Source organism: Nonomuraea sp. NPDC052116 (assembly GCF_040680035.1).
In the GTDB taxonomy this organism is placed as follows: Bacteria; Actinomycetota; Actinomycetes; order Streptosporangiales; family Streptosporangiaceae; genus Nonomuraea; species Nonomuraea angiospora_A.
This window is the reverse complement of sequence record NZ_JBFAWA010000010.1, coordinates 165,360-191,707: the sequence shown is the minus strand read 5'-3', so window position 1 is coordinate 191,707 and position 26,348 is coordinate 165,360. Positions and strand designations below refer to the sequence as shown.

Genomic DNA, 26,348 nt, shown 5'->3' with positions numbered 1-26,348 from the left:
GGTTGTCCGGGCCCAGAACGGCTTGGTCCTGGGTGACGGCCATCATCGACTCGTGGACACGAAGGGCCTCATGACGAGCACAGAGCGCGAGTTGAGCTCGTTCATGACGGTTTCGGGCAGGTCGGGGCAGCCGGAGATCTCGACGCGCTCCAGCGTCGGAAGGTCGATCAGCGTGTCCAGGTCGCGTAGCTGGGGGCAGCCGTCGACCTCCAGCGAACGCAGGGCGGGCAGGTGCGTGAACCCGTTGAGCGTGCGCAGGTCAGTGATGTTGCGCAGGTGCAGCGACTCCACCTGGGGGAGCGGGGAGGGCAGGAGAAGGTCGTCGAAGTCGGTCATGGAGCCGAGCGTGAGCGTTCGCAGCGCGGGCAGCCGGGTCAGCGCGGACAGGTTCTTCACGGCCAGGGGCCCGAACAGTTCGACCGTCGCGATCGACGGGTGGTTCTCCAGGCCGTCCAGGCAGGTCAGTTCGTGCTCGGGGAAGAGCGAAATCTTGCTGAGGGATGGGAAGTGCGCCAGGAAGCGCAGGTCGGTGAGCGGATAGCCGGGAAGGTGCAGGGCGGTGAGATCGGGATGGCCGACCTGCTCCAGGCCCGTCAGCGCAGCCTCGGCGCTGATGGTGCGCAGGGCGGGCAGTCCTTCGATGCCCGCGAGGTTGATCGGCTGGTCGGAGTTGAGGTGTAGTTCGGTGAGCGCGTCGAGTCCGTGCAGGTCGGACAGGGACGTCAGCGGGAGGTCGAGGTGGAGTTCCTTGAGGCCGCGAAGCCGGACCAGTCGGCGTGGGTCCTTGAGTGAGCGGCACTGGAGGATGTCGAGGTGTTCGAGCTGATCGCCCAGCGCGTCCAGATCCGTCAGTTCGCCGCAGTTCCACAGTCTCAGCAAGCGCACTTCGGGGATGCCCCGCAGGGTGGTGAGCCGGTCGAGGTGATACAGGTCGAGCTCGTCAAGCCGCCGCAGGTCCGTCAGCAGGCTGAGGTCGCGGCTCCGCAGCATCACCAGATGGAGCGCGCGAAGGGCGGGCAGTTCGGCCAAGGCGGACAGTTCCTGAGGCTGGGTGGTCCCGCTCAGCGTCACTTCGGCGATCGATGGATGTCCTGCCAGTCCCTTCAGCGAGGGTCTTGCGTGCTCGTCGTGGATCCTGATCGTGGCCAGGTCCGGGAAACGGGAGACGAAGCGCAGATCGGGCAGCGGGATGCTCGGAAGACGAAGGTCGGGCAGGCGGGGGTACGGTCCGCCGGTGTTCAGCATCTCCAGGCTTGCGCATGGCTCCAGGGAGAGTGTCTTCAGCGAGGGCAGAGCGTCGATGCCGTCGATCGAGGTGATCGGGGTGTCGGGGGAGCCGACGATGAGCTCCTGGAGTGCGCCGAGATCGCGTAGGCCGGTGAGAGCGCTGACCTTGGTGTAACCGAGGTCAAGGCTGTGCAACTCGGGCAGCCCGGACAGGGGGCGCACGTCGCCGAGTGACCGGCAGTGGGACAGGTCGAGCCAGTAGAGCAGGGGAAAGGCGTCGGCGAATCCGTCGAGCCTGGTCACCTCGGTGCGGGAGAGGTTCAGCCCCTGCAGGTGGTGCATGCCCAGCAAAGGGGTGAGGTCGGTGATCTGGGTGGCGGAGAGGTTGAGGTGTTCCAGCCGTGTCAGGGCGGCCAGAGGCGAGAAGTCGGTCACGAGCCTGGCTGAGCTGAGATCGAGCTCGACCAGGCTGGTGAGGCCGGCGAGTTCGGCGATGTCGGCGTAGGAGCTGCATTTGCGCAGGTCCACCGTACGCAGGTTGCTGAGGTGGCGAAGGCCGGGGGTGAGGGATCTTTCGTTGACCCGGAGGTGGGTGCGCTCCTCGCGCACGAAGGCGGGCGCGAGGAGGAACTCGGCGAACCCCTCCGGATCCGGCGTTGCAGGCCAGAACTTGAGCAGCCGTTCCGTGGGCGGCAATGCGATCTCGGCGAACTCGGCGGCCAGTTCGAGTGCCGGCCGCGAGACCGTGGGGGCGGTGATGGCGAGTTCGCGGATCGCTTTCCAGGCCCGTGTCGGGGTGGCCTTCGGCAGGAGGGTGCGTAAGGCCGCGAGGTTCGGTGCTGCGGAGCTGGTGGTCATGCCGCCGCACCCTACTGGCGTTCGCCGACAAGATCAGCCCCGCGGGGTTAGGGGGCCTGCTCCCCGTCCCGGACGCACACCATGACCTTCGTACGTTGGGTGAAATGTCCGTGGATAGGGTGTGCTGGTGGTGTCCTCTGATGCGCGGGTGCAGTATTCCGTCTCGACCTGGCAGCAGCCCTGCCCGGCCCCGGCCTCGCCGGAACGCTCCGCGCTCGTGAGGCGGGTCGCCGAGCAAGCGCTGGCCTGCGGTGGTGGACGGGTACTGGTGGGGATCGACGGGTTCACCGCCTCCGGCAAGACGAGCTTCGGGCATGAGCTGGCCGCGGAGATCGTCAAGGCGGGACGGCCCGCGCTCCGCGCCACCCTGGACGACTTCAAGAAGCCGTGGAAGGACCGGCACCTTTACGACCGCGAGTCGGGTGAGGGCTACTACCGGAACGCCTACGACTATGAGGCGGTCAAGAGGCTGCTGCTGGAGCCCGGCCGGTCCGCCGGGGCGGTGTCGTGCGCGCTGTGCGGCATCGATCCGCTGACGCAGATCGATCATTCCGGGACGACGACGCCGCTGGCGGCGGACTCGGTGGTGGTCGTGGACGGGGTGTTCGCGTTCCGGCCGGAGATCGACAAGTACTGGGATCTCCGGATCTGGATGGACGTGGACGCCGAGCTGTCGGTACGCAGAGGGGCCGAACGCGACCAGGATTGGGCCGGGTCGGAGGCCGAGTCGATCCATCGGAACCGGTACCTGGTCGCCGAGCGTATCTACCTCGAGGAGACCGACCCGCTGAGCCGGATGGACGTCGTCATCGACAACACCGTCTTCGACCGGCCTCGCATCAGGTGAGCCCGAAGAGCGGCAGGCAGGGCTCCAGGTTGTCGATCCGCACGGGGACGGGGTCGGTGAAGTCGTCCCGGCCGAGGCGGAGGCGCTGCTGGACCGCCCGCTTGCCGCGTACCTCGTCCACCATCAGCCCGTCCGGCCGGTAGCCGAGCTTGCCGGAGACGCCCAGTGAGGCCGGGTTGTCCAGGTACGCGCTGGAGACCGCCGTCAGGGCCCCGAGCCCCGTGAAGGCCAGGTGGAGGACGGCGGCGCGCATCTCCGTGCCGAGGCCCTTGCCCTGATGGGCGCGGCCCAGCCACGAGCCCGTGTGCACCTCGCGGGTGACCCGGAAGCCGTGCCCGGACAGATCCTGGGTGCCGATCACCCGTCCCTCGTGGACGACGACGAAGTTGCAGCACCACCGCTCGGGCTGCCACCGCGAGATGAGGCCGAGCTGGAACCGGACGACGTTCGCCGGCAGCTCGTCGGCGGGGACGTCCGTCCACGGCACGCCGAACGGCATCACGTCCGGGTCGTGCACGCCTTCCACGGCCCGGTCGGCCAGCTCGTCGAGATCGTCCAGAGAGGGCATGCGAAGCTCGAGGCGGGGCGTGGTGAGGCGGAGGTTGAGCACGGGCCAGTGGCGCATGGTCCGTCATTTCTCCAAAGAGTGGCGCGCCTGGTGCGGGCGGCTGGGGCCTGGTTTGCGCCAGTACGTGAGGAAGCGCAGGAGCCACTCCACGGGCCCGTACCGGTGCCTCTTGAGCCACCAGTGGCTGTAGAAGACCTGGCAGACGAAGACGCCGAGCGCGATCAGCACCTCCAGCGGCGGGCTGACCCGGTCCACGAGCGCCAGCCCGTACCCGGTGAAGATCAGCGAGCAGATCAGCGACTGCGCCAGGTAGTTGGACAGCGCCATCCGGCCCGGCGCCGCGAGCGCCCGGGCGATGCGCGGCATGTACGGCAGCACCCGCAGGAACGTCGCCGCGTACGCCGCCGCCAGCAGCGGGGCTGTCACCAGGTCCACGGCCTCGCCCCAGAACTTGTGCATCGTGCCGTGCCAGGCCGACGTCGTGTAGATGAACGCGCCCGCGAGCCCGACCGTGAACCCGGTCCACTGCAGCTTGCGCAGCGTGGCCGTGTGGGCCGACAGGTCGCGCATGGCGCCCAGCTTGCCGACCGCCAGGCCGATCAGGCACGCCGCCAGCACCGCCGGGCCCTGGAACAGCACCCGGAAGACGATGATCAGCGACAGCTTCCTGAGGTGCTCGGAGATGATCTGCAGGGCGGAGGCCGCCAGCGCCGTGTCCGCCTTGGTGGCCTCCGCGGCCGAGTCCGCCACGGTGCCGCCCATGTCCAGTCCGAACGTGGCGAGCAGGGCCAGCAGCACGAAGCCGAGCGCGAGCATCGCGGTCAACATGACGGCCAGCACCACGGCGGCCTTGGGCCGGAGCTTGCGGAAGATCAGCAGGGCCAGGCCCACGGCCGCGTACGTCGTCAGGATGTCCCCCGGGAACAGCAGCACGGCGTGCGCCAGCCCGATCAGCAGCAGCCCGGCCAGGCGGCGCAGGAACATCGGCCCGAACGGGCGCCCCTGCCGCGCCGCCGAGTCGACCTGGAGGGTGAAGCTGTAGCCGAACAGGAAGGAGAACAGCAGGTAGAACTTGTTCTCCACGAGCAGCGTCACCGTGAACCGCACGGTCCAGTCCAGCGGAGACTGGAAGGCGGGTTCGGCCATCCCGGCCATCCGGTAGCCGGAGGCCAGGAAGGCGATGTTGACTACGAGGATGCCCAGGAGTGCGAAGCCTCGTAAGGCGTCCACAGAAGCGATCCTCGCAGCCGCGAGTCGTGCGTTCGGCATGGCGGGGAGCGTCTCCTGTGTCCTCATATGGAGAACATCATCCCGCACAAGCTGAGCGTTTCCTGTGAATTCAGTTATTTTGTGCGATATAGATGAATCGCTCGATGATCACTGCTAGCGCGACCACGAAAGCGGGCACGGCGAGGAAGAGCAGACGCTTCCTGGCCTTGCGTGCCCGGTTGGGGCCGTTCAGCCGGATGACCTCGTACGCGAAGAGTGAGACCCATGTCACGGCCAGCGCGCCGATGCCCACGGGCGTCCACGGGGTGGTGGGGTCGCCGCGTCCCTTGTAGGGCTGCGGTTCGGGGATCTCGGTGCCCCGGACGAACTTCTTCCAGGTGTAGAGGGCCGCGTCCTCGTTGGAGAACACCCGTTTCAGGTCCGGCGAGGCGTCCAGCGCCGCGCGGAACTTCGTCCCCCAGTCATCCGGGAAGCCCTCGTTGAGCTGCAGGTAGCTCACCTGCCCGCGACTCACGATCAGGTACGAGTTACGCGGTTGCTCCTTGAGCGCCGCGACCGCGTCCGCGATCTGCTTCGGGTCCTTGTGCACGAGGGCCTGCACGCCGAAGTTGACCAGCTCGACGTCCTTCTCGCCCCACGGCAGGGTCGGCGTGACCTCCGGCCCCGTCTTGGGGACCAGGTAGAGCACCTTGGCGCTCGGCTTGTCGTGCTGGTAGACGTAGTGCAGCGCGGCCACCTCACCCACGGTTACCCGCTCGAACTTCTCGTTGCCGTACCTGGCCAGCAGGAACGCGAACGCGAACAGCACCGCGAAGCACGCCGCGAGCACGACCGAGAGCTTCTTGGTGAGCTGCGGGTTGAAGCGCACGTTCCGCTTGCGCAGCGGCACGGTCTCCTCGCGCACGTCCGCGCTGTCTGCCGGAAGGTTGGGGAAGAACGCGTACGCGGCCAGCAGACAGGCCCCGGGCAGCGCGAACATGTAGATCCGCAGCCCGATCTCGCCGCCGTAGCTCTGCAGCCCCAGCGCCAGCACCGGCACGCAGAGCAGGATCAGCGCCGACCGGTCGAACACCCCGCGCCGGAACCGCCGGAACAGCCCCGTGGCCGCCAGGCTGAGGATCACCACGAGGATGCCGAGCCGCGCCTGCAACACCAGCGCGTGCGCGGGGTCGCTGCCCTCGATCCGGTCGCCGGTGCTGTTGCCGATGTTCTGCAGGATCCGGCCGAAGCCGCCGAAGATGGCGCCGATCTGGCTGGACCAGAAGCCCACCGTCATGTAGCTGATCCAGGCCAGCACGAGCAGCCCGAGGAAGAACGGCAGCCCCCAGGTCAGCGACGTCCGCTTGAAGATGAGGAACGCCGTCACGACCCCGAGCATCATGAACGGGGTGATCTGGTGCGAGGCCACCGACGCGACGAACAGCGCCAGCAGCATCATCAGCATGAGCAGCTTGTCGGCCCGGTACGTGCCGGTGTTGGCCAGCTCGCCCGGGGTCATCGCGTCCAGCTTGCCGAGCAGCTTGCGCAGGCCCTTGGGCGGGATCGGCTTCGTCCGCTGTTCGACCCGTCCGAACCATCTGAGCAGGATCGCGATGAACGCCAGATACAAGGCGAACGTGAAGCCCTGCGGCGAGAAGTAGTCCTGCCCGATCCACTGCACCAGCACGAACAGCAGCGCCGCGAACCACCGCGCCCGCGTGGTGGCCACGACCTGGCGCAGGATCAGCACGAACGGGAGCAGGTAGAGCAGGTTCGAGACGAGTGGCGTCCACTGCAGGATCGGCGTCAGGTCGGTGATCCCGGCGGCCTTCGTCACGAAGGCGAACAGCGCGAAGAAGCCCGGCCAGCCCATACGGGCGTCGATGCTGATGGCCGACTCGCCGGTCCTGCTGATGAACTCCACGAAACCGGCGTGGATGTACGCCGTGGGGAAGCGCGGCGCCGTGGCCACCAGAGCTCCCGCGCCGTGCAGGGCGAAGGTGATGGCGGCGATCTGGAACAGCAGGAGGAACTTGCGGTCGGTGCTCTGGGCGACCGTGACGAAGAACGACACGATCATGATGAGGATGGCGATGAACGCCGTCGTCGGGAGGGCCGAGATCAGGCCCAGGCCGTCGATCTTGTTGGGGTCCACGCCGCGCAGGGGTCCTGGCGCGACCTTGAGGGCCAGGATGTACATGGCCAGGCCCTCGAGGACCAGCAGCACGGGCAGCCACTTGGGCGCACTGGCGACCAGCGCGCCGATCCGACCGCCGAGCGTGCGCGGCTTGCCGGGGGCCGCCTGGGGGGCCGGTTGGGGGGTCGCCTGCTGGGGCGGTGCCTGCTTCGTGGCGACCTGGGGGGCGGCGGGCTGCGGGGGTGCCGTGGGCGGGGCGGCGGCGGGCATGGGCGAGGCTTGCGGCGCCTCCACAGGCGCAGCAGCAGCCGACCCACTCGCGGCCGACGCGCCGGCGGCCGGTCCACTCGCGGCCGATCCACTCGTGGGTGACGCGCTCGGGGCCGAGCCATCGGCGGGCGTCGTTCCGGCCGGTGCTCCTCCTCCGGCGGAGGGCGCCGAGGCGGGACGGACTATCGGCACGGGCACGGGCACGGTCCCGGCGGCCGCAGTCTCGGTGACGGGCCGCTTGGCAGGCGCCCCACCCTTGGCGGGCGCCTTCCCGGACGCGGCGTCCTTGGAGGCAGCGCCGCCGGGCGTGGTGGTGCCCGACTTGCCGTCCGACCCCTTGGCGGGCGCTTCGGCAGGCGACGCGCTCTTGGCGGGCGTCTTCCCGGGCGCAGCGTTCTTGGAGGTGCCAGGCGCGGCGGGGCTGGAGGTGGTGGCGCTGGGCGTGGCGGTGCCGGGCTTCCCGTCACCGGTCGGCTGCGGCCCGCTCGCCGGCTGCGACCGCAGTCCAGGCTTGGTCGCGGAGGTGTCAGCGGGTGGGGCGGTCTGCGCCGGGGTGGTCACCGTGCCCGTCGCGTCCGGGTCGGCGGCCTCCTCCACCGTGGGCGGGTGCCCGATGTGCAAGGGGGCCGGCAGCCGGATCATCGTCGTCGTGTCCGAATCCGGCTCGGCGTCCTCCGAAGGAGAGTCCTCCGCAGGCGGGCCCTCCGGGGGAGCGGTGTCGAACGTCAGCTTCGGGATGACCCCGGTCGCCTCCGGATCGAAGGGCACGTCTGACTCCTCCTTGTCTTCGCGCACGTCCCCGCGCACCTCCGAGGAGCCTGCAATGCCATCGCCGTCCCGTTGCTTCACGTTGACCATCATGCGGCCCCGGACGACCCCTGGGTGACAACCGGCGTACGGGTTTCGCCGAACTTGAGAATTTTACGTAGATTCCCGAAGATCAAAACTGCCACGAGAAGCTCGCTGAAGAGCAGCCCGTACCCCACCGCGTTCACACCCGCGTACGGGAACAGCGCGACGGTGGACACCAGCACGAGCACGGCCAGCCCGATCTGCACGGTCGCCAGCGTACGGGCCCGGCTCTGCGCCCGCAGCGCGCTCAGGTAGACCTCGATCAGCACCCGCGGCAGCACGGCCAGCGACATCAGCCGCAGCAGCGTCGTGCCCTCGGCCGCGAAGGCCGAGCCGAAGATGGTCAGGATCAGCGGCGCCGCCAGGATCGCCACCGCGATGATCGGGGTGACGATCATGAAGGCCCGCCGCAGCGCCCGCCGGCAGTTCTCGGCCAGTTTGGCACGGTCGAAAGAGCCCTCGACGGTCAGCGAGACCGCCATGTTCATGGCCAGCAGCTCGATCATGCTCGCGAGCGTGTGCGCCATCGAGAAGCGGCCGAACGTGGCCTCGCCCACCTGCGTGGCGACCACCACGGGCACCAGGTAGACGATGCCGAGAATGGACAGCGTCCCGGGGAAGTCCCCAGCTAGGAACCTTCCAATTTCGCGCAGCCGAGGAGGCTCCTGCTCGGCGTCGCTCTTCTCCACGTGCCTGGGCACCACGACGGCGAAGATCAGCCAGTTGACGGGGATCAGCGCGAGGGCGGTCGGGATGACCCACGAGACGAAGATCCCGCCCGACGGCAGCGCGCCGGCCAGCGCGACCAGCAGCCCCATCTTGACGATGCCGAAGACCAGGTTGTTCAGGGGCACGAACGTGGCCCGCCGCAGCCCGGTCAGCACCACATCCTGGAGCGTGAAGACGGCCCACACCAGCACGGACGCCAGGAAGAACAGCCCGGGCCAGAAGCCGCTCAGCACCGAGTACGTCTTGCCCCACATCGGCAGCGTCAGCAGGAAGCCGAGCGCCGCGACCCCGCCCGTGGCGGCGGCCAGGCCGTACCCGCGCAGGGCCAGCTCGGGGGTGCGGCGCCCGGCGACCGGCAGGAAGCGGGCCAGCGCGCCCACGAACCCCAGCGCCGTCAGCGACGCGAACAGCCGCATCGCCGTGATCACCGCCTGGCCGCGGCCGAACTCCTCCGGGGAGTAGAGGCGGGCGGCCAGCAGCCAGTAGCCCATGCCGAGCACGCCGGTGACCACGGTGTTCGCCATGAGCGCGTAGCCCTGGCGGAACAGCGGGTTGCGGAGGTCGTGGAGGATCTTCCCCCAGACGCTAGACATTTCCGCGCACCCGCTGGAGCCCGTACCTCGTCCTGCGCACGACCGCGTACCCCTTGGTGAGGATGCGTTCGCGCAGATAGATGAGGGGGACGGCGTTGCCTTCGACGGCGCGCTTGAACATGCTGATGGTCGTGTGCTTGCCGACCGTCAGCCGGGGGATGGCGAGCATGTCGTGCCGGTCGGCGGCGATCGTGTTGCTCACGGCGCAGGCGGCGAAATAGCCGGCCTTGCGCACCTCGCGGCGGACGCGGGCGCTGGAGTAGCCGTAGGGGTAGGCCATGGTGGCGACCGGCGCGCCGATCTTCTCCTCCAGCAGGCCCTTGTTCTTGCGCAGCTCCTGCCGCAGGTCCTCGATGCGGAGCTGGTCGAGCTGCGGGTGACTGTGGCTGTGGCCGCCGATCTCGATGCCGGTCTGGGCGATCTCGCGGGCCTGGCCCCAGGACAGCATGTCGTCCAGCGGCCGGCCCGCCGCGTCCTTGCCCGCGTCGGACACCCAGCCGCTGGTCAGGAAGACCGTGGCCGGGAAGTTGTAGCGCTCGAGCAGGGGCAGGGCGTGGCCGTGGAAGTCGGCGTAGCCGTCGTCGAACGTCACCACGATCGGCTTGTCCGGCATCGAGCGGCCGTTGTTCTGGTTGAGGGAGGCCACGAGGTCGCCCAGGGTGAGCGGGGTGAAGCCGCTCTCCGACAGGTACGCGAGCTGCTCGGCCAGGTCCGAGGGCCGCACGGAATGCGGCTTGGTCTCGTCGTTGGGCGTGTCGGTGACCGAGTGGTACATCAGGATCGGGATGCGGGTCATGATCGTGCCGCCTTCAGCCGTACGGAGCCCACCACGTAACCCCAGGTCGTCCAGGCCAGCCCGATCACGATCGCGGCGGCCCGGCCGAGCCCGCCCACGTCGCCGCGCACGGCCTCACCGACCCCGCGCAGCGCGCCGAGCGGCAGCGTCTTGAGCGCGTGCGCCCGCTCGCTGGCCAGCCCGTCCTGGGTGCCGACCTCCTTCGTCACCAGGGCCTTCGACAGCCCCTCCGCGTAGCACCTGGATCTGAAGTAGGCGAACCGTTCGCGCTGCTTCGACACCTTGTGCCCGATCACGGCACGCGGCTCGAACAGCATGACCGAGCCGGGCTTGCGCTGGCTCAGCCGGATGCAGAACTCCGTCTCCTCGCACCCCAGCGGACGCGACTTGCGCCCCTGCACGCTGCGCCCGATGCCGCTGTGGAAACCGCCCACCTCGGACACGACGTCGCGCAGGAACGCGGCGTTGCCGCCCATGACGTTGCGGATCGGCGCGCGTACCGCGGGCATGCCGCGGTACGTGCAGCCGACCGTCCAGTCGAACTCGTACGGGAACCACCGCGGGCGTCGCTCGGACGCCCACAGCGGATCCGTGCGACCCCCGACGCCCACCACACCGGATTCCTGGAAGCCCTCCTCCAAAGCCTCCAGCCATCCGGCGTCGGCGACCGCGTCGTCGTCGAGGAACGCGACAATCTCACCGTTGGCCGTGGCCACTCCGGTGTTCTTGCCCCCCGACAGCCCTTTCTCATGCGTGTTCTCCACCACAATGGCCTGCGGATACGTGCGCTTGAGCTTGAGGTGCAGGTCGGTGTTGTGGTCGACCACCAGGATCAGCTCGTGTGCCGGGCTGGTCTGGTTCTCGACCGACTCGATTGCCTGCCTGATGTCCTCCCACCGCTCGTCGGTGTAGACGCAGATGACAACAGACGTGTTCACAGCGTTCCTTCTTAAGCGACGCCTCGGTCAGCGGCAGGAGTGGCGGTCGGCTCAGGCTGAGCGGGAGCGGGCTGGCGACGCCACTCCCTCAGGATGGTCTTGAGCACGCGGAAGCCATCTCGTACGGCGTGCAGGTTGCTCTCGCCGTGAATGCGGTTGCGCTCGTGGCTGGGCACCTCGTGCACCTTCAACCCGGCCTTGGCCGCGCGCACGTTCATCAGCGTCTCCACCTCGAAGCCGTCGCAGTCGAGGTTGAGCGCGTCGAGGTGACGGGCCCAGAAGGCGTTGTAGCCGTAGCACAGGTCGGTGTACTTGGTGTTGTACATGACGTTGACCATGCCGGTGAGGACCTTGTTGCCCAGCCGGCGGTTCAGCGTCAGGTCGTCGCTGCCGCCGCCGGAGGCGTAGCGCGAGCCCTTGACGAAGTCGGCGCCCGTCACCAGCGCGCCCACGAAGTTGATGATCTCGCGGCCGTCGGTGGAGCCGTCGGCGTCGATCATGACGATGATGTCGCTCGTGCACGCGGCGAAGCCGGCGGACAGGGCGTCACCCTTGCCCTTGCCGGTCTGCGTGACGATCTTCACGTTCGGCCGCAGCTTCTTGGCCACGGCGACCGTGTCATCGACGGAGTTGCCGTCGACGAGCACGATCTCGTCCACCCACTGGGGGATGGTGGCGAAGACGTGCGGCAGGTTCTCGGCCTCGTTCATCGCCGGCACGACCACACTGACCGTCGGCGAAATGGCCAGGTGCGGGGTGACGGGCGTGAAGCTCGAAGGGGGCGGCATCGACCGCAAGGGCGAGGCTTGCAGCTTGCCGTTGTGCTTGGCTATCTCGGGACTCATGGCGAGGGAAATCCTTCCGGGACCCCGCCCTGCTGCGGGCCGGTCGCGGCCACCCCCGGGTGCTGCGGGAATGGCGAAGCCGGTGAACGGTGCATTGAAGGGTCCTGTGCTGTGAGGGTGTCTGCCGGGACTTGGGAGCGCTCAGCGCGCTCCCGTTGGTTCTTTGACTACTCCGTTGGGTGACTCCTGCTGCTGCATCGAGGTGCGCACCCGACCGAAGCCCTTGAGGACACGGTCGGCCGCCCTATAAAGAGACGGCCGGTCCATGACAATTGTTCGGGCTTTGTTGAAAGGAGTTCGGCCCATCCAGTGAACGGCCGCGGCGGCGGACGGTCGCGAGATGCGGCCTTCGGCAACGTACAGGACCCCGCTCTTCAGCCAGTCTTTGTACTCCTTGCCGCCCTTGCCCATGTCCACCATGTGCAGGCCGGCGTTCGCGGCGGCCTCGGCCATCTGTAGATGATGGACGATGCCCGGCGAGTAGCGGCCGAACTCGGTGTCGTAGGCGGGGAACCACCCTACAAGCGTGGTGGCCGTGCGGAGGCCGAAATGTCCGGCTACCGGGACGTCCCCGGCATAAAGCATGGTCAGGACGCCCCCGAAGTCCGATGACTTTTCGGCATGCATCATGTCCGTCAATTCGACGATCCACGGCTGGGCGAACCTGTCCACGCGGCCAGTTCTTCGATACTGGTCCGACTTCCAGTTCAGCAGCGTGCGGAGCACCTCGGGGTCGGCCGAGGCCCACTCGAAGCGCAGTTCGCCCTGCTCCCTGCCGAGCTTGCGCTCCTTGTAGCGGACGGTCTTGAGGTTCTTGGGGGAGTTGGTCTTCACCTGTTCGATCCAGGCGTCGTACCCGGCAGTGAAGTCCATGACCGGCGCGGGTCGGACATCCTGCTCATACGGGGCGAAAGTGGGCTGCCCCGCCACCAGGTGGTCGAAGTCGAACACGCTGAGCTTGCAGGCCCGCAGCAGGGCCTTGGCGTCGAGCTTCAGGTCCGGGCCGGCGATCAGGCCATGGCACGTGGTGAGGAAGCCGCCGAGCGGCTTGCCGATGCCGAAGCTGTGCCGCTCGTACGGGAAGAACCCCACGATGCCGCTCGCGTCGGAGATGACCGCCACCCTCACGTAATCGCGCAAGCGGTCCATCGCCACGGCGAACTCGACAGACAGGAACGGGTTGTCCAGACTCGGGTCGGCCTTCTGCAGCTCCCGCCATCGTGCCCGCTCGGAGTCCCCGAGCTCTCTGGGCCGAACTACCTGGATGTTCACCTGGCCCCCTGTTGGGTCTGCATGCTCTTCCCCCGGTACAACACGCGAAGCACGTACATGAACCCTCCGAGCACGGCGACCGTCGCGACGCCCGCCCGGGGCGACCATGCGCCGAAGAGCAGCATGGCCTGAGCGAGGAGCACGTTCAGCACGAGACTTGCCGCGGCTCCTACTGATAGTGCGGCAAGGGGGTCACGATCACGCAACAGTCCCACCACTGCCGCCCCTGGGACGACGAGAAGGAACAGAGAGATCAAGAACGGGCGCAGCGGTGTCTCTATGTCGAACAGCGCGACGACCGCTCCCGCTATGCAGGCGAGCGCCACCAGCCAGGCCAGCGCTCTCCGGTGCTTGAGCATCTCCCTTTTCTCTCCTGCTTCTGCTGGTTAAAGCACGATTGATCGCAGTTCATGGGACCAATCTGCGCCAGGACACGTCAATGCCGACGCTTGAGGACGCATCCCGGTTTACCGGCAGGCAGAGATTTCTCGTGTGATGTTCAACACACGGTCAAGTGACTCCGGCCCGGACGTGGCCCCCAAGCACACCAGAATGCCCTATGTGACCGAGGTTCTTCGAGCCAGGGTCCGATTTATCCGGGTTTGTTGGCAAGAAAAGTTGATCTACTCGGGGATGGCGTCCGTTTTACCCCTCCAGCGTCTCCGTATTCTCGGCCGACGCGGTTACGGAGGGCGACGGAGTCGGTTCGCTGGAGTTCGTCGGCTCGTCGGTCGGGTCGGACGTCTCGGGACCGTCGCCGTCCCAGGACAGCGAGCAGCTCGCGCTCCCGCCGTTCGACGTGAACGCGACGCGGCCGCGGCCGGCGGCGTTCGGGTCGACGATCGTGACCCAGATCGCCACCGACCCGCCCGCCTTGATCGACCCGCTCGCGGGGAACACGTCCAGCCCCTGCGAGGCGGTCGCCACCCACGAGACCGTGGCGTTGCGGGCGCCGAGGCCGATCTTGGCGGCGCCGTCGATCGCCTTCGGGCAGGAGGTGCGGAGCCGGGCGCCGGGAGCGGGCCTGCGGCGGGTGGGCGTCGGCCCGGCGGCGTGCCGGGCGCTGGGCCGCTCGACCGGCGTGGCGCGGGTGCCGGGAGTGCGGCTCGGGGTCGGGGTGGGGGTGGGAGCCGGCGTGAGCTCGTCCTCTTCCGGTGAGGGATCGGGCGACGGGCTCTCCTCGCCCGGGTCGAGCGAGGCGGCGGGGGAGGAGGGGGAGGGCGCCGACCGCAGGGGAGTGCCGGTCGAGGCGTCGCGGCCGTTGATCACGACCATGGCCCCCGTCGCGGCCAGCACGCACGCGCCCGCCAGCAGCACCGGCGCCAGGCGGCGCGGCCTGCGCCGCCGCGAGCGGTTCTCGACGGCCACGGGGAACCCGGTCCGGTCGAAGCTGTCGCCGCGATCGGTGATCAGGGTACGGGTCTGGTCGCGCTCGGGGTTGACGCACGTGTCGATCACCCGGCGGCGCAGCGAGATGGGCGGGTACGCGACCGGGACCAGGTCCAGGAGCCTGGCCGCCGAGACCTGGCGGTGCCGGCCCTCGGTGCACACCTCGCACCCGCCGATGTGGCCCGACAACCTCCGCCGCAGCAGCGGGGTGAGCGGGCCCTCGCACCCGTCCAGCATCGCCGACAGGTCGGGGCAGTGCGCCCGGCCCGTCCTGGCCAGCACCACGGCCGCGGCGGCGTTCTCCAGCTGGTCGCGGGCCCTGGTGAGCCTGCCGGTCGCCTGCCGCGAGGTCAGCCCGAGCACCGCGCCGACCTCGGCCGGGGTCAGCCCGTGGCGCAGCGACAGCTCCAGGACCTCGCGCTCGTTCCTGCTCAGCTCGCCCAGCGTCTCGTGGACGAGGTCGGTCAGCTCGGGGTCCCCCTGCGCCTCGAGCTCCGGCAGCGGCACGCCGTCCACGGGGGTCCGGCGGGACATCCTGGCCCGCACCTGGAACCTGGTCAGCGCGTACAGCCAGGCCCGCATCCTGGCCGGCTCCTTCAGCCGGTGCACGCACCCCTGCGCGGTGACCAGGGCGTCGTGCACGGCCTCGGCGGCCAGGTCCTGGGCGAAGGAGGCGGCGTAGTCGTGCAGCCGCTCGCCGTAGCAGTCGTACAGCTTGGCGGGAGCGTCGGTGTCCGCGCGCCGCAGAGCCTCGAACAGCTCATGATCCTCGGCGCGACCGACGGACGGCCATCCAGGCACGAATTCCTCCCCCGCGGGTAGAACGGGCTCTCAAGCCCCACGCGGAGAGGACGCGGCCCCTTTCTGGCCGGTTCGCCCCCTATGCCCATAAGGCATGGGGGTGATCCTTCGGCGGTTCTCAGCCGTCGCAGGCCGGCATGCAGAGGCGGCGTTCCATGCCCTGGAGGAAGAAGTCGCGCACCTGAAGGACGTTCTTGGCGATGTACGCCTCGCCGCCCGCGGCCTTGGCCAGGGCGTCCATCTGCTGCTTGCCCTTCTCGGCCTCCGGGCCGAAGGCGATGAGCAGGATGCTGATGGGCCGCTTCGGGTTGTAGGTCTTCTTCAGGAACTGCAGGATCTCGCTGTTCTTGACGCCGCCGTCCGGGTCGTCGTTGCCGGCGCCGTCCGTGAGGACCAGCAGCGTGTTGATCTTGTCTTCCTGGTACGTCTTCGTCAGCTGCGTGTACGCGGCCTTGATCGTGTCGTTCAGCCCGGTGTCGCCCGTGGGCTTGGCCTGGATCGAGGCGAACGCCTTGCCCAGCATGTCCTTGCGCAGCGTGCCGTTGACCGACTCGCTGACCGGTCCGATGGAGACGAGCTCCTTCCAGTCCTTGTCCTGTCCGTCCAGATGCGTGGAGAACGTCCACAGACCCAGCTCGGAGTCGGCGGGGAACAGGCCCAGGCCCTCGGTCGCGATCTTGTTGATGGCCTGCATGCGGGTCATGCCCGTGCCGGGGACCGGCAGCGCCATCGTGCCCGAGACGTCGAGCAGCGTGAGCAGGCGGCTGCCGAGGTTCAGCCGGGACCAGGTCTGCACCATCCTGGCCACGGTCTTGCCGTCCGGCGGCTCCAGCGCGGTCGGGGTCTCCTGCTTGAAGCCCTTGTCCGTCGCGAGCGCGTCGCCCGCCTTGCCGTCCGTGCTGCGGAAGCCCGCCTCGCGCAGGGTCTTCTTGGCCGACTCCGTGGCGAGGTCCTGCTTGAAGTCCGCCGCCGCCTTGAGCACCGCCGGGTCCTTGGTCAGGACCGTGACCGGGTAGTCGAGGTTGAGCGTGCCTTCCTTGGGATAGAGCGCGACCACCGGCGCTTCCGGCTTCTTCGCGTTGTGGGCGTAGATGGCCTGCTCGGAGGTGACGCCGATGGGCACCCTGCTGCCGGACTTCACGGTGAGGCTGGCCAGCAGCGCCGTGGGGTCGGAGGCGAGCTGGCCCGACAGCTCCTTCATCGCGCCCACCAGCGCCTTGTCCAGCCCGGCCTCCTTCGCCGTGCCGGCGGCGGCCAGCAGCGCGGCCAGCCCGGCGGAGTTCTTCTGCGGGTCGAGCGCGAGGACGCGGACCTTCTTGCCCGGCCCGTCCACGTTGGCCACGTTCGCGGCCGAGATCATGGCGGCCCAGCTCGGCTGGAGGGCGCCGCTCAGCTTCGACGCGAACGACTTGGCCGTCGCCAGCACCACGGGCGAGGTCGCGATCGACCCCTCGATCTGCGGCAGGGCCTGGCCGGCCGGGGTGTTGCGCAGGCTCTCCATGAGGAGGCTGGAGTCCGCCACCCAGAAGTCCGCCTTGGCCTTGCCGGCGGCCACCGCGTTCGCGGTCCTGGCCGCGGCCTCCTTGGCCACCGTCACCTCGACGCACTTGCTGTCGATCGAGTGCATGGCCTTGTTGTAGTTGCCGGCGACCTTGTTCAGCGCGGGCTGGATGTCGGGCGTCGCGACGACCCGCAGCGCCAGCTTGCCGCCCGAGCAGTCGTGGTCGCGGTTGAAGATCACGAACGCGGCGACGCCGAGGAGCACGGCCAGCGCGACGGCACCGGCCAGCGGTACGAGAACCCTGCCGCGGCCGTTCGACCTTCTGCGGGCTGGGGGTGGTTCGTGCGCTCTGTATCCGCCATCAAGCTCGTCTGTGCGGTGTCGCCCCACGATGTCCTCTTAGGTGTGCTTGAGACCTTCCGGAGACCCTAGCGGGAGATGCTCCGCAATACTCCGGGAACGATACTCGGTGTGGCGAGTGCGGGAAAACAGCCCTTTTGGTGCGGTGATTACCCTGTGTGGGTGGTGTTGGCCGCGTGCGTGACGGTTTCTGAGAGATATGCATGATCGGCGAATCGGGGGCTAATGGCAGCACTGATGGCCGCGCCACGCCCGGCTTCCCTCCCGTACGGCGACCGCCGCCAGCACCACCGCCACGACCGGATCGACCCACCACCATCCCAGCGTGTTGAGCCACAGGCTCGCCAGCACTCCCGCCGCCATGGCCGCGCAGATGAGGTTCTGCGTCCCCTCGCCGGACGTCGCCTCGGACGCCAGGCGCGCGCCGAGTCGCCGCTTGGCGATCCCCAGCGCCGGCATGCTGACCAGGCTGAACGTCGTCACCACGATCCCCAGCACGCTCGGCGTGGCCCGGTGCCCCGCGTCCAGGTCGTGCGCCACATGCAGGGCGAGGTACGGCGCGAGCAGCCAGAAGCTCACCGCGACCGCCTTCCTGGCGGTGTTCTCCGCGTGCGGCGAGAGCGTGCGGGCGCCGGTGAAGCGCCACACCACGATCAGGCTGGCCGCCGCCTCCACGAACGCCGACAGCCCCCAGCCGATCAACGCCAGTGAGTGGGCCGCGAAGCCGGCGGCCAGGCCGAGCGTGCTTTCCACGCTCAGCCAGACCAGAGTGGCGACGGAGAGCGACCGGGCGGCGCGGGCTGCGCGCAGCCAATCGGCTGACGCGGCCGGACGCTCATGAATCCGCTGGTCAGGCACCATGACCCCCCGCACTCCCGGCTATCCGGCCGTCGACAGCGATACGTACCGTACCCATTACAGACAGTAGCGTAGTTTCGTCCGGGCAAAGGATGGTCAAGCTTGCCCGCATAATGAGCGTTGATCGCCAGGTCGCGAAGGTTGCCCGGAACACCGAGGGAGGGCCGGTTGCCGTTCACGCCCAGTCATATGGCCGCGATGGTGCCGCTGATTTCGTCACAGCGCGTACGCAGGTTCGCCGATCCATGGGCGATGGCGCTGGGGGCGATGGTGCCCGATCTGCCGATCTTCCTGCCGTTCCTGCCCGACTACGGCAACTGGCACTCCTGGCTCGGTGTCGTCACCATCGACCTGGCCGCCGTGCTGGTGCTGCTGCCGCTCTTCCACGGCGTCTTCAGGGACCCGCTGATCTCGCTGCTCCCGCCCTCGCTGGCCGGCCGCGCCGCGCTCCTGGCGCCGTCCCGGCTCCGACTGCTCCCCATGGCGGTCGGGGGCGTGATCGGCGCGGCCAGCCACGTCCTGTGGGACTCCTTCACCCACTCCACCGGCCCGGTGGAGTGGGGCGGCTGGCTGGCGGTCTCGGTCATGGGCGTGATCAGGCTCTTCCGGCTGCTGCAGTACGTCTCGTCCGTGATCGGCCTGGCCGTCGTGGTGTGGTGGGGCTGGCGCGGTCTGTCCCGGATGCCCGCGGCCCCCGTACCGGAACGCCTGCGGATCGCCCCGCGCGTGCGTGCGGTCGTCATGACGCTGTGCTCGATCGGAACGGTGGCTGGAGCGTTCCTCTGGCCCCTCGTGGACGAGCCCGTCCCGCACCTGGGCCTGCCCAGCGTGATCACCAAGACGGGCGCCGGCACGTTGATCGGCCTGTGCCTGGTGCTCGCCGGCTACGCGGCGGTCTGGCAGGTCAGGCGGCGCATGGCAGTATCGGAAGGTGCTTGAGTACGTAACCGACGCCGACGACCCCCGCCTGTCCGACTACACCCGGCTTCGGGACGTGGAGCTGCGCAAGAGCCTGGAGGCGTCGCGCGGCCTGTTCCTGGCCGAGGGGGAGAAGGTGATCAGGCGGGCCATCGGCACCGGCTACCCGATCCGCTCGGTCCTGACGACGCCTCGCTGGCTGGCCTCGCTCGAGGACGTCCTGGGCGACGCGACGGTCTATGTGGTGAGCGACGAGATCATGTCGGGCATCGCCGGCTTCCCGGTGCACCGCGGCGCCCTCGCCTCGATGGAACGCCTCCCGCTCCCCGCCGTCGAGACCCTGCTGAAGGGCGGCGCCCGGCGGCTGCTCGTGCTGGAGGACCTGGTCGACCACGCCAACATCGGCGCCATCTTCCGCAGCGCCGCCGCCCTGGGGGTGGACGGGGTCGTGCTGTCGCCCCGGTGCGCGGATCCGCTCTACCGGCGGGCGGTGAAGGTGTCGATGGGAGCGGTGTTCTCGATCCCGTACGCGCGGATGGACGACTGGTTCGGCGGGCTGGCGCAGCTGAGGGAGGCGGGCTTCCAGACCCTGGCCCTGACCCCGGACCAGGCGGCCACGCCCCTGGACACCGTCGAGCCGGCGGAGCGGGTCGCGCTGCTGCTCGGCGCCGAGGGCGACGGGCTCTCCTCCCACTGGCTGCACGAGGCCGACCGGGCGGTGTGCATCCCGATGAGCCGGTCGGCGATGGCGGCGGGCGTCGACTCGCTCAACGTGGTGGCCGCCGCGGCCATCGCCTGTCATGGGTTGATGCGGTCGGCGGGCTGATTGAGCCGGTTTTGTCCGTCTTGTGTACTGTCGAGACGCTGTTTTCATGATCGGAACATAAGGAGAGCCGTCCGAGATGTCCTTGTGGAAGGCGCTGGAAGGGGCGCGTGTCCTTGATCTCGCGCAGCCGATGCGCAAAGGCATGCCGCAGTCACCGAACCACCCCCCGTTCCGGATGGCGCTGGAGCGCAGGCACGGCGACATGGTCAGGCCCGACGGCGGCTCCGCCGCCAACGAGATCATCGTCACGGGCGGCCACGTCGGCACGCACGTCGACGCGCTCGCGCACGTCTCGCAGGAAGGGCTCCTGTACGGCGGGCGGCCCGCGTCCGAGGTGATGTCGCACGAGGGGTTCGGCGCGCTCGGCATCGACACCTTCGAGCCGTACGTGGGCCGGTGCGTCCTGCTCGACGTGGCCGCCGTGCACGGCGTGGACACGCTGCCGGCCGGCTACGAGATCACCGCCGACGACCTGTCGCGGGCCGCCGGCGACCTGGAGATCCGCGCTGGCGACGCCGTGCTCATCGGCACCGGCTGGTCGCGGCTGTGGTCGTCGGCGGAGGAGTTCGTCGGTCAGCGGGGCGGCGTCCCCGGGCCGGGCGTCGAGGCGGCGCGCTGGCTGGCCGAGCGCCGGCCGCGCGTGGTGGGCGGCGAGTCCATCGCCTTCGAGCACATCGCGCCCGGTCGCGGGCATGCCACGCTGCCCGTGCACCGGATCATGCTGGTGGAGTCGGGCATCAACATCGTGGAGACCATGCGGTTGTCCGAATTGCTGGACTCGGGGGCACGCGAGTTCGTGCTGGTGCTGAACCCGCTGCCGGTCGTCGGCGCCACCGGCGCCCCCGTCCGTCCGCTCGCCGTGATCGACTGACCTGAGAGGGACCATGATAACCCATGTCCAGCGGCTGGCCGAGTTCGCAGTCGCCTGCCGTGACAAGGGCGTTCCCGACCGGGTGCGCGACGATGTGACCGGACGGGTGCTCGACGTGCTGGGCAACTGCCTGGCCGCCTACGCCGAGCCGGAGGGCGACGCGGGACCGGCCGTGCTGCGGGCCGTACGCAGGTGGGGCGGCGTCGAGGAGTCGAGCGCGCTCGGCAGCGGCGACCGGCTCCCCGCGCCGGCGGCGGCGCTGGTCAACGGCACGCTGGCGCACGCGCTCGACTACGACGACACGCACCTGCCGTCGGTGCTGCACCCGAGCGCTTCCGTGGTGCCGGCCGCGCTGGCCGTCGCCGAGGCGACCGGGGCGAGCGGGGCCGCGCTGGCCGCGGCGATCGCGGCGGGCGTCGAGGTGTGCAACCGCCTCGGAATGGCCTCCTACCTGCCTGAGGCGCGCAATTCGCTCTTCTTCGAGAAGGGCCAGCACGCGACGTCCATCTGCGGCACGCTGGGCGCCGCGGTCGCGGCGGGGCTGCTGCTCGACCTGACGGCGGACGGCATCGCGCACGCGGTCGGCGTGGCGGCCAGCATGGGCGCGGGCGTGATCGAGGCCAACCGCACGGGCGGGACGATCAAGCGGGTCCACTGCGGCTGGGCCGCGCACGCGGGCGTCTCGGCCGCGGTGCTCGCCCTGGAGGGCGTGACCGGGCCGCCGACCGTGCTGGAGGGGCGGTTCGGGTTCTTCCAGGCCTGGCTCGACGGCCGGTACGACGACGCCGCGCTGCTGTCCGGCCTGGGCGAGCGGTGGGAGCTCCTGCGCACGGTCTACAAGCCCTACCCGACGAACCATTTCACCCACCCGGCCATCGACTGCGCCCTGGCGCTGCGGGCCGGCGGCCTGTCCCCGGACGACGTCGAGGACATCGAGCTGGGGGTGCCCGCCCCGGTGCTGCGCACGATCGCGGAGCCCCGGGAGGAGAAGACCGCGCCCAGGTCGCCGTACCACGCGAAGTTCTCCGGCCCGTACACGGTCGCGGCGGCGCTGCACGGCGGCGGCGGGCTCGGGCTCTCCCTGGACGACTTCGCCGCCCTGTCCCCGGAGCGGCTGGAGCTGGCCAAGCGGGTGCGTTGCGTGGCGGACGAGCGGGCCTCGGAGATCTTCCCGCGCGCGTTCGCGGCGGTGATGCGGGTACGGCTGCGTGACGGCTCGACGCTGGAACACCGCGTGGACTCCTCGCGGGGCGGGCCGGAGCACCCGTTGACGGCGGACGAGCTGGGGGTCAAGTTCCGCGCCAACGCGGGACGGGCGCTGCCGTCGGACAAGGTGGACGCCCTCCTGGCGGCGGTAGCGGACCTTCCCTCGGCGCCTTCGGTGGCACCGCTGCTCCGGCTGACCGTCCGGTGATCGGACTGCTTCAGAGCCAGTCGGGGTAGCCGTCGGCGTCGCGCGTGACCGGCCGGCTGGTGACGGAGCAGCCGTCGGCGGTCTCCCTGATGCGCCGTTCGAGCGTCGTGACCTGACCGTCCGTCGTGATGAGCGTGAGCTCCCAGACGGTCGTGTCGCGGCGCGGGGACGGCACTTCGGCGATGTCGATCGAGGCCGCCAAGCCGGCGCTGAAGATGCCCTTCGCCAGGGCGGCCGCCCTCTCGTGGCCCTCGACCGTCGCTCGGACCTCGATGAATTGCGCCATGGGGCTGTCCTTCGGGAGAGGTGTGAGGGCAACCTTACCTACGTGACTCCCGGTCGGTAACCGGTTTCCCGCGGCCGGGCCGGACTCGACCCGAGGAGTGCGGCATGCGCTCGCCCCGCCGGCGTCAGCCTCGCCGCCGGCCACGACCGCGTCGTGGTCATCGCGCCGATCACGCGGGGCGGGGGGATCATGCCCGGGGTGGAGCGGCAGATCGCGGAGCTGGGCGACGGCGTGCGGGCCGCTGTCCTGGTGGCGCCGGATCCGCGGGGCTGGCGACAGGTCGTGGGGAGCTCCATGGGCAACCTGCTCGGTCCGGCCCGCCGTGCGCCGGCCGCCGAACTGTCCTCGATCGTCCACTCGCCGGTGACGTCCCGGCCGCGGAGGGTCGGGTTCGCGATCCGCCTGTCGATGTCGATCAGCCGGGCGTGCGGCATTCGGGAGGCCGACAAGCGCAGCGCCGCCGAACCCGCCGAGCCGAACGTGTGCTTGCCCGCGGCCAGCCGTTCGACCAAAGCGTAGAAGGCCGAGCGGCCCGGCAGCGGAACGACGCCGGGCCCGTGGACCTGCTCGACGCGCTTGACCGCCCGGCGCATCAGCCGCGACCGGGTGCCGGTGGAGGTGCCGGTCTCCTCGGCAATAACTCCCGTCGCATCGGAGCAGCCGCCAGCCCTGCTGCGGAATCGCTTCGCGAGGTCAGGACCGCCGCTCTGTCAGGCGCAGAGCGAGCTGGGTGCGATCACGCAGCCCCAGCTTGCGCAGCACGCTCGAGACGTGGTTCTTCACCGTGCCCTCGGTGATGTGCAGCCGAGCGGCGATCTCCCTGTTGGCGGCCCCGGCGGCCACCATCCGCGCCACTTCGAGCTCCCTGCCGGACAGCAGTTCCTCGCCAGAGAACGCGCCGTGCGCCGGTGTCCCGCGCAGGTTGGCGACCAGCCGGGCGGCGACCGGGCTGCTCAGCACGGTCTCGCCGCGACTGGCGCGCAGGACGGCCGCGACCAGTTCGTCGGGTGAGCAGTCCTTGAGCAGGTAGCCGACGGCGCCGCCGCGCAGCGCCCCGAAGATGTAGTCGTCCTCGTCGAAGGTGCTGAGCACGATCGCCGCCACCCCGGGGTGCTCGGCCGACAGCCGGATGATCAGCTCCACGCCGTCCATGCGCGGCATCCGGGCGTCCACGAGCGCCACGTCAGGGCAGGTCTCGTCGATCGCCGCCAGTGCGGCCACCCCGTCGGGGGCCTCGCCCACGACCTCGATGCCCTCCTCGATCTCCAGCAGCTTGCGCAGCCCTTGCCGCATCAGTTCCTGGTCGTCGACCAGCAGCACCCGGACCGCCCTCACGACGGCAGCTCCGCACGCAGCTCGAAGCCCACCGCCTTGTTGCCGCTGACGAGCCTGCCACCAAGCGCCCTGACCCGGTCGCTCAGCGAGCTCAGGCCGAACCCATGGCCCTGGCCAAACCCCTTGCCGTCGTCGGTGACCACAAGCACGATCCTCCTCTTCTCGAACGTCAGCGTGCCGCGCACGGACGTCGCCTCCGCGTGCCGTACGGCGTTGGTGAGCCCTTCCTGCAGCACCCGGTAGAGCACCAGTTCGGTGTCGGGTTCCAACGGGTGTTCCGTCCCCTCCACCTCGAAGGTGACCGTGACGCCTGTACCGGAGAAGGAGTCGGCCAGTTTCTGGAGCGCGGCACTGCCCAGGTCGCCGTTGAGCGCCAGAGGGCGCAGCGCGCGCACCCACCGGCGGGTGTCGGCCAGCGCCGCCTGGGTGAGTTCCTTGGCCTGACGCACCTCTTCCCACGCCGCCTCGGGCCGGCGTTCGCGGAAACGCTCGGCGTTCTCCAAGCCTAATTTGATCACGGTCAGGTGGTGGCCGATCGAGTCGTGCATCTCCGCCGCGAGCCTGGCGCGCTCCTCGGCGACGGTCAGCTCCCGCACCCGCTCGGTGAGTTTCCTGGCCCGCAACACCGCCGACGCCATGCCCACGGAGAAGACACCGAGCACCGCGATCACCGCCAGATCGGCCAGCGTCTGGACGAGCGTCCTGCCGTAGAACACGAGAGGGGTGATGACCAAGATCGCGCCGAAGGCAGCCAGGATGGCGGCGGCAGTCCGCGTGCCGTACACCAAGGCGAGGTTGGCCACACCCATGAGCGTCAAGGGCGCGTGCGTGCCCGCCGCCCCGATCAGCCCCAGCGCGAAGGTGCCCGCCAGGAAAACGGGGGTCGCCAGGAGACGGCCGCGTCCGGGCCGCCATGGCATCACCATCCACAGCCCGCACAGCAACACGACATCAGCGAAGAACAGGACCCGGTTCGGCACGGTGCTGGGCAGCATCAGGTTGACCGCGACCGTGGCCCCGAGCACCAGCCAGAAAACCAAGCTCAGGAGAGCGGGCCGATCGGGGTCACGTAGCCATGCCATACGACAAACTTACGATTCCGCCGGGCACCTGTGATCCACCGAAGGTCATCATGACGTTGGTCATGGTGAGTTCTATCTCTGGCTCGATGCGCCGCGCGTCCGCGTTTCCCTAGCGTTCCCGGCATGAAAACTCTCTGGACCGTCCTCCTCGCCATGGTCCTCATGCTCGCCCAGGCAACCATCGGCTCCACCCTCCCGTTACTGTTCATCGACCGGACGAGCCCGCTGGTGAATCTTCTCGGCCCACTCGGTATCACGCTCACCGCGCTGCTGTTCGTCTATTTGATCCGGCGATTCCTGGACCGGCGGCCATGGTCGTCACTGGGCTGGGGGAAACCGTGGCACCTCCTGCTCGGCGTCTTCGCGGGTGCGCTGCCGATGCTCGCCGCCTGTGGGATGACCATGGCCGTGGGCGCCGGAACCTGGGTGTCGATGGACGCCTCCGTCCTGCTGGGTTCACTGCCGCTGGGCGCCGTCATGCTTCTGCTCAATCAGGCATTCCCGGAAGAACTGCTCTGGCGCGGCCACGTCTTCGACAGCCTGTCGCAACGGCTGTCGCCACGAGCGGTCCTGATCATCACGTCGGCCGCATTCGGTTCCATGCACATCTTCTCCCAAGGCTCGGGAACCACCATCGGGGAAAAGCTGCTCTACGTGCTCATGGCCACGGCGCTCGGCTTCGCGGCAGGCGCGGCGCGGGTGCGTGGCGGCGGGCTGTGGATGGCGGCCGGCGTGCACTTGGGCTTCCACATGGGCATGCGCAGCGTGCCCATGAAGCCGGAGAGCCTCAGCGTCCTGCTCGTGCTGATGGCCATCGGGCTCGCGCTGGCGGGAGTCGTCCTGCTCAGGGGGCAGGGCGTCCTCAAACCGAGTCCGCGGGCAAGCGAGCAGGTAGGGGCCTGAGAACGCGCAGCCGAGTTCCTCAGCCAGGGCGCGCTCAGCACGTTACTGCGCTCCAGGGCGTAGCCGTCGGCCAGAAGGCGTGGGTCAGGGGGCCGCTCATCGCTCTCCTCCGGCCATGCCGTTCCGTCGCGCGGGGGCGCGGCGGGCAGGTCCTTGGGGGACTGGCCGTCTCAGTCGCGGTGAACGTCTGGTCACCATATTTCAGACCGCGAGTCGGGCTGTGGTTCTTGAGTGGCCGACGATGAGTTGATCTTTCCCAACGTCGCCGAGATCTATGAGCGTGCCACCGGCACTGCGCCACCTCTGCATATCTGCGCGTACCTGCCTCTGCACAATCACCTGTACGCCGACAGGCGCGGCCCCGGCGCCGATGACCGCGAAGTCCGCCGCGGCCATCAGATACCCGGCCGGCACCACCTGCTCGCCCGCCTCCGACCGCAGTCGGACCGACGTGCCAGCCAGCCCGACGACCTGGTGCTCACCGCCGTCGAAGCAGACCCAGTCGCCCGGGCGCAGCACCGCCCGTTCCATCATGGCCGCCGCCCGCTCGGCGTGGGAAAGCCGTGGCCTGGTGGTCGCCGGGGCCGCGACTGCCGCGGTGGCCGCCGTCTGGCAGGACTAGGCGACCAGTTTTCTAGCACTGCTAGACATTGAGTCATCGCT

Annotated in this window: 24 protein-coding genes; 7 read left to right on the top strand and 17 right to left on the bottom strand. The window is 69.5% G+C overall.

Translation table 11 applies throughout. The features are described from left to right. Window positions 1–42: 42 nt before the first annotated feature. Window positions 43–2,085, bottom strand: coding sequence for a hypothetical protein (locus AB0L65_RS21490; protein ID WP_364248038.1), 2,043 nt, complete (start codon window positions 2,083–2,085; stop codon window positions 43–45). 127 nt (window positions 2,086–2,212) lie between these two features. Between AB0L65_RS21490 and AB0L65_RS21485 the strand changes: the two genes are divergently transcribed. After that, window positions 2,213–2,932: a uridine kinase gene (locus AB0L65_RS21485; protein WP_364248036.1), complete on the top strand. Its 720-nt coding sequence runs from the start codon at window positions 2,213–2,215 to the stop codon at window positions 2,930–2,932. Here AB0L65_RS21485 and AB0L65_RS21480 read toward each other — a convergent pair. The 12 genes from AB0L65_RS21480 to AB0L65_RS21425 all read right to left on the bottom strand — a co-directional run bounded on the left by AB0L65_RS21480 (window position 2,925) and on the right by AB0L65_RS21425 (window position 18,053). Further along, a complete protein-coding gene (locus AB0L65_RS21480) occupies window positions 2,925–3,557 on the bottom strand; it encodes a GNAT family N-acetyltransferase (RefSeq protein ID WP_364248034.1) in 633 nt (210 codons plus the stop codon). The genes AB0L65_RS21485 and AB0L65_RS21480 overlap by 8 nt on opposite strands. A gap of 6 nt (window positions 3,558–3,563) precedes the next feature. Continuing rightward, window positions 3,564–4,730, bottom strand: a complete 1,167-nt coding sequence (locus tag AB0L65_RS21475) for a DUF418 domain-containing protein (RefSeq protein WP_364248032.1) — start codon at window positions 4,728–4,730, stop codon at window positions 3,564–3,566. 109 nt (window positions 4,731–4,839) lie between these two features. Continuing rightward, complete coding sequence (locus tag AB0L65_RS21470; RefSeq protein WP_364248030.1) at window positions 4,840–7,965, bottom strand: hypothetical protein; 3,126 nt, start codon at window positions 7,963–7,965, stop codon at window positions 4,840–4,842. Window positions 7,966–7,973: 8 nt separating this feature from the next. Beyond that, a complete protein-coding gene (locus tag AB0L65_RS21465) occupies window positions 7,974–9,290 on the bottom strand; it encodes an oligosaccharide flippase family protein (RefSeq protein ID WP_350728141.1) in 1,317 nt (438 codons plus the stop codon). Continuing rightward, a complete protein-coding gene (locus tag AB0L65_RS21460) occupies window positions 9,283–10,086 on the bottom strand; it encodes a polysaccharide deacetylase family protein (protein WP_363981833.1) in 804 nt (267 codons plus the stop codon). The genes AB0L65_RS21465 and AB0L65_RS21460 overlap by 8 nt, the downstream gene beginning before the upstream one ends. After that, window positions 10,083–11,024, bottom strand: coding sequence for a glycosyltransferase family 2 protein (locus tag AB0L65_RS21455; protein WP_364248028.1), 942 nt, complete (start codon window positions 11,022–11,024; stop codon window positions 10,083–10,085). The genes AB0L65_RS21460 and AB0L65_RS21455 overlap by 4 nt, the downstream gene beginning before the upstream one ends. An 11-nt stretch (window positions 11,025–11,035) precedes the next feature. Then, window positions 11,036–11,869 (bottom strand): glycosyltransferase family 2 protein, encoded by an 834-nt coding sequence (locus tag AB0L65_RS21450; protein WP_364248026.1) that lies wholly within the window; start codon window positions 11,867–11,869, stop codon window positions 11,036–11,038. Between the two features lie 141 nt (window positions 11,870–12,010). Beyond that, window positions 12,011–13,018, bottom strand: a complete 1,008-nt coding sequence (locus AB0L65_RS21445; RefSeq protein WP_364248274.1) for a GNAT family N-acetyltransferase — start codon at window positions 13,016–13,018, stop codon at window positions 12,011–12,013. A 119-nt stretch (window positions 13,019–13,137) separates the two neighbouring features. Then, window positions 13,138–13,500, bottom strand: coding sequence for a hypothetical protein (locus tag AB0L65_RS21440; protein ID WP_364248025.1), 363 nt, complete (start codon window positions 13,498–13,500; stop codon window positions 13,138–13,140). 286 nt (window positions 13,501–13,786) lie between these two features. Then, window positions 13,787–15,331, bottom strand: a complete 1,545-nt coding sequence (locus tag AB0L65_RS21435) for a sigma-70 family RNA polymerase sigma factor (RefSeq protein WP_364248023.1) — start codon at window positions 15,329–15,331, stop codon at window positions 13,787–13,789. A gap of 118 nt (window positions 15,332–15,449) precedes the next feature. Then, window positions 15,450–17,222, bottom strand: coding sequence for a substrate-binding domain-containing protein (locus tag AB0L65_RS21430; protein WP_364248021.1), 1,773 nt, complete (start codon window positions 17,220–17,222; stop codon window positions 15,450–15,452). Between the two features lie 192 nt (window positions 17,223–17,414). Further along, window positions 17,415–18,053: a hypothetical protein gene (locus AB0L65_RS21425; protein ID WP_364248019.1), complete on the bottom strand. Its 639-nt coding sequence runs from the start codon at window positions 18,051–18,053 to the stop codon at window positions 17,415–17,417. 165 nt (window positions 18,054–18,218) lie between these two features. On the opposite strand from AB0L65_RS21425, the gene AB0L65_RS21420 reads away from it, so the two are divergent. The 4 genes from AB0L65_RS21420 to AB0L65_RS21405 all read left to right on the top strand — a co-directional run bounded on the left by AB0L65_RS21420 (window position 18,219) and on the right by AB0L65_RS21405 (window position 22,079). Beyond that, complete coding sequence (locus AB0L65_RS21420) at window positions 18,219–18,989, top strand: DUF4184 family protein (RefSeq protein WP_364248017.1); 771 nt, start codon at window positions 18,219–18,221, stop codon at window positions 18,987–18,989. Then, complete coding sequence (locus tag AB0L65_RS21415; protein WP_364248015.1) at window positions 18,982–19,794, top strand: RNA methyltransferase; 813 nt, start codon at window positions 18,982–18,984, stop codon at window positions 19,792–19,794. The genes AB0L65_RS21420 and AB0L65_RS21415 overlap by 8 nt, the downstream gene beginning before the upstream one ends. 76 nt (window positions 19,795–19,870) lie before the next feature. Next, window positions 19,871–20,665, top strand: a complete 795-nt coding sequence (locus tag AB0L65_RS21410) for a cyclase family protein (RefSeq protein WP_363981856.1) — start codon at window positions 19,871–19,873, stop codon at window positions 20,663–20,665. A gap of 13 nt (window positions 20,666–20,678) precedes the next feature. After that, the gene (locus tag AB0L65_RS21405; RefSeq protein ID WP_364248013.1) at window positions 20,679–22,079 is read left to right on the top strand and encodes an MmgE/PrpD family protein; all 1,401 of its coding nucleotides are present in this window, start codon (window positions 20,679–20,681) and stop codon (window positions 22,077–22,079) included. 10 nt (window positions 22,080–22,089) lie between these two features. On the opposite strand, the gene AB0L65_RS21400 is transcribed toward AB0L65_RS21405, so the two are convergent. Continuing rightward, on the bottom strand, window positions 22,090–22,365 hold the full coding sequence (locus AB0L65_RS21400; RefSeq protein WP_364248011.1) for a hypothetical protein: 276 nt from the start codon (window positions 22,363–22,365) through the stop codon (window positions 22,090–22,092). A gap of 153 nt (window positions 22,366–22,518) precedes the next feature. On the opposite strand from AB0L65_RS21400, the gene AB0L65_RS21395 reads away from it, so the two are divergent. Then, a complete protein-coding gene (locus AB0L65_RS21395) occupies window positions 22,519–22,884 on the top strand; it encodes a hypothetical protein (protein ID WP_364248009.1) in 366 nt (121 codons plus the stop codon). Window positions 22,885–23,058: 174 nt separating this feature from the next. Here the strand turns inward: AB0L65_RS21395 and AB0L65_RS21390 are convergent, their stop codons facing one another. Both AB0L65_RS21390 and AB0L65_RS21385 read right to left on the bottom strand, forming a co-directional pair. After that, window positions 23,059–23,700 (bottom strand): response regulator transcription factor, encoded by a 642-nt coding sequence (locus tag AB0L65_RS21390; RefSeq protein WP_364248007.1) that lies wholly within the window; start codon window positions 23,698–23,700, stop codon window positions 23,059–23,061. Further along, window positions 23,697–24,782: a sensor histidine kinase gene (locus AB0L65_RS21385; protein ID WP_364248005.1), complete on the bottom strand. Its 1,086-nt coding sequence runs from the start codon at window positions 24,780–24,782 to the stop codon at window positions 23,697–23,699. The genes AB0L65_RS21390 and AB0L65_RS21385 overlap by 4 nt, the downstream gene beginning before the upstream one ends. A 153-nt stretch (window positions 24,783–24,935) precedes the next feature. Here AB0L65_RS21385 and AB0L65_RS21380 point away from each other — a divergent pair, with 153 nt between their 5' ends. Then, a complete protein-coding gene (locus AB0L65_RS21380) occupies window positions 24,936–25,685 on the top strand; it encodes a type II CAAX endopeptidase family protein (RefSeq protein ID WP_364248003.1) in 750 nt (249 codons plus the stop codon). 201 nt (window positions 25,686–25,886) lie between these two features. On the opposite strand, the gene AB0L65_RS21375 is transcribed toward AB0L65_RS21380, so the two are convergent. Then, the gene (locus AB0L65_RS21375) at window positions 25,887–26,219 is read right to left on the bottom strand and encodes a hypothetical protein (RefSeq protein WP_364248001.1); all 333 of its coding nucleotides are present in this window, start codon (window positions 26,217–26,219) and stop codon (window positions 25,887–25,889) included. Between the last annotated feature and the right edge of the window lie 129 nt (window positions 26,220–26,348).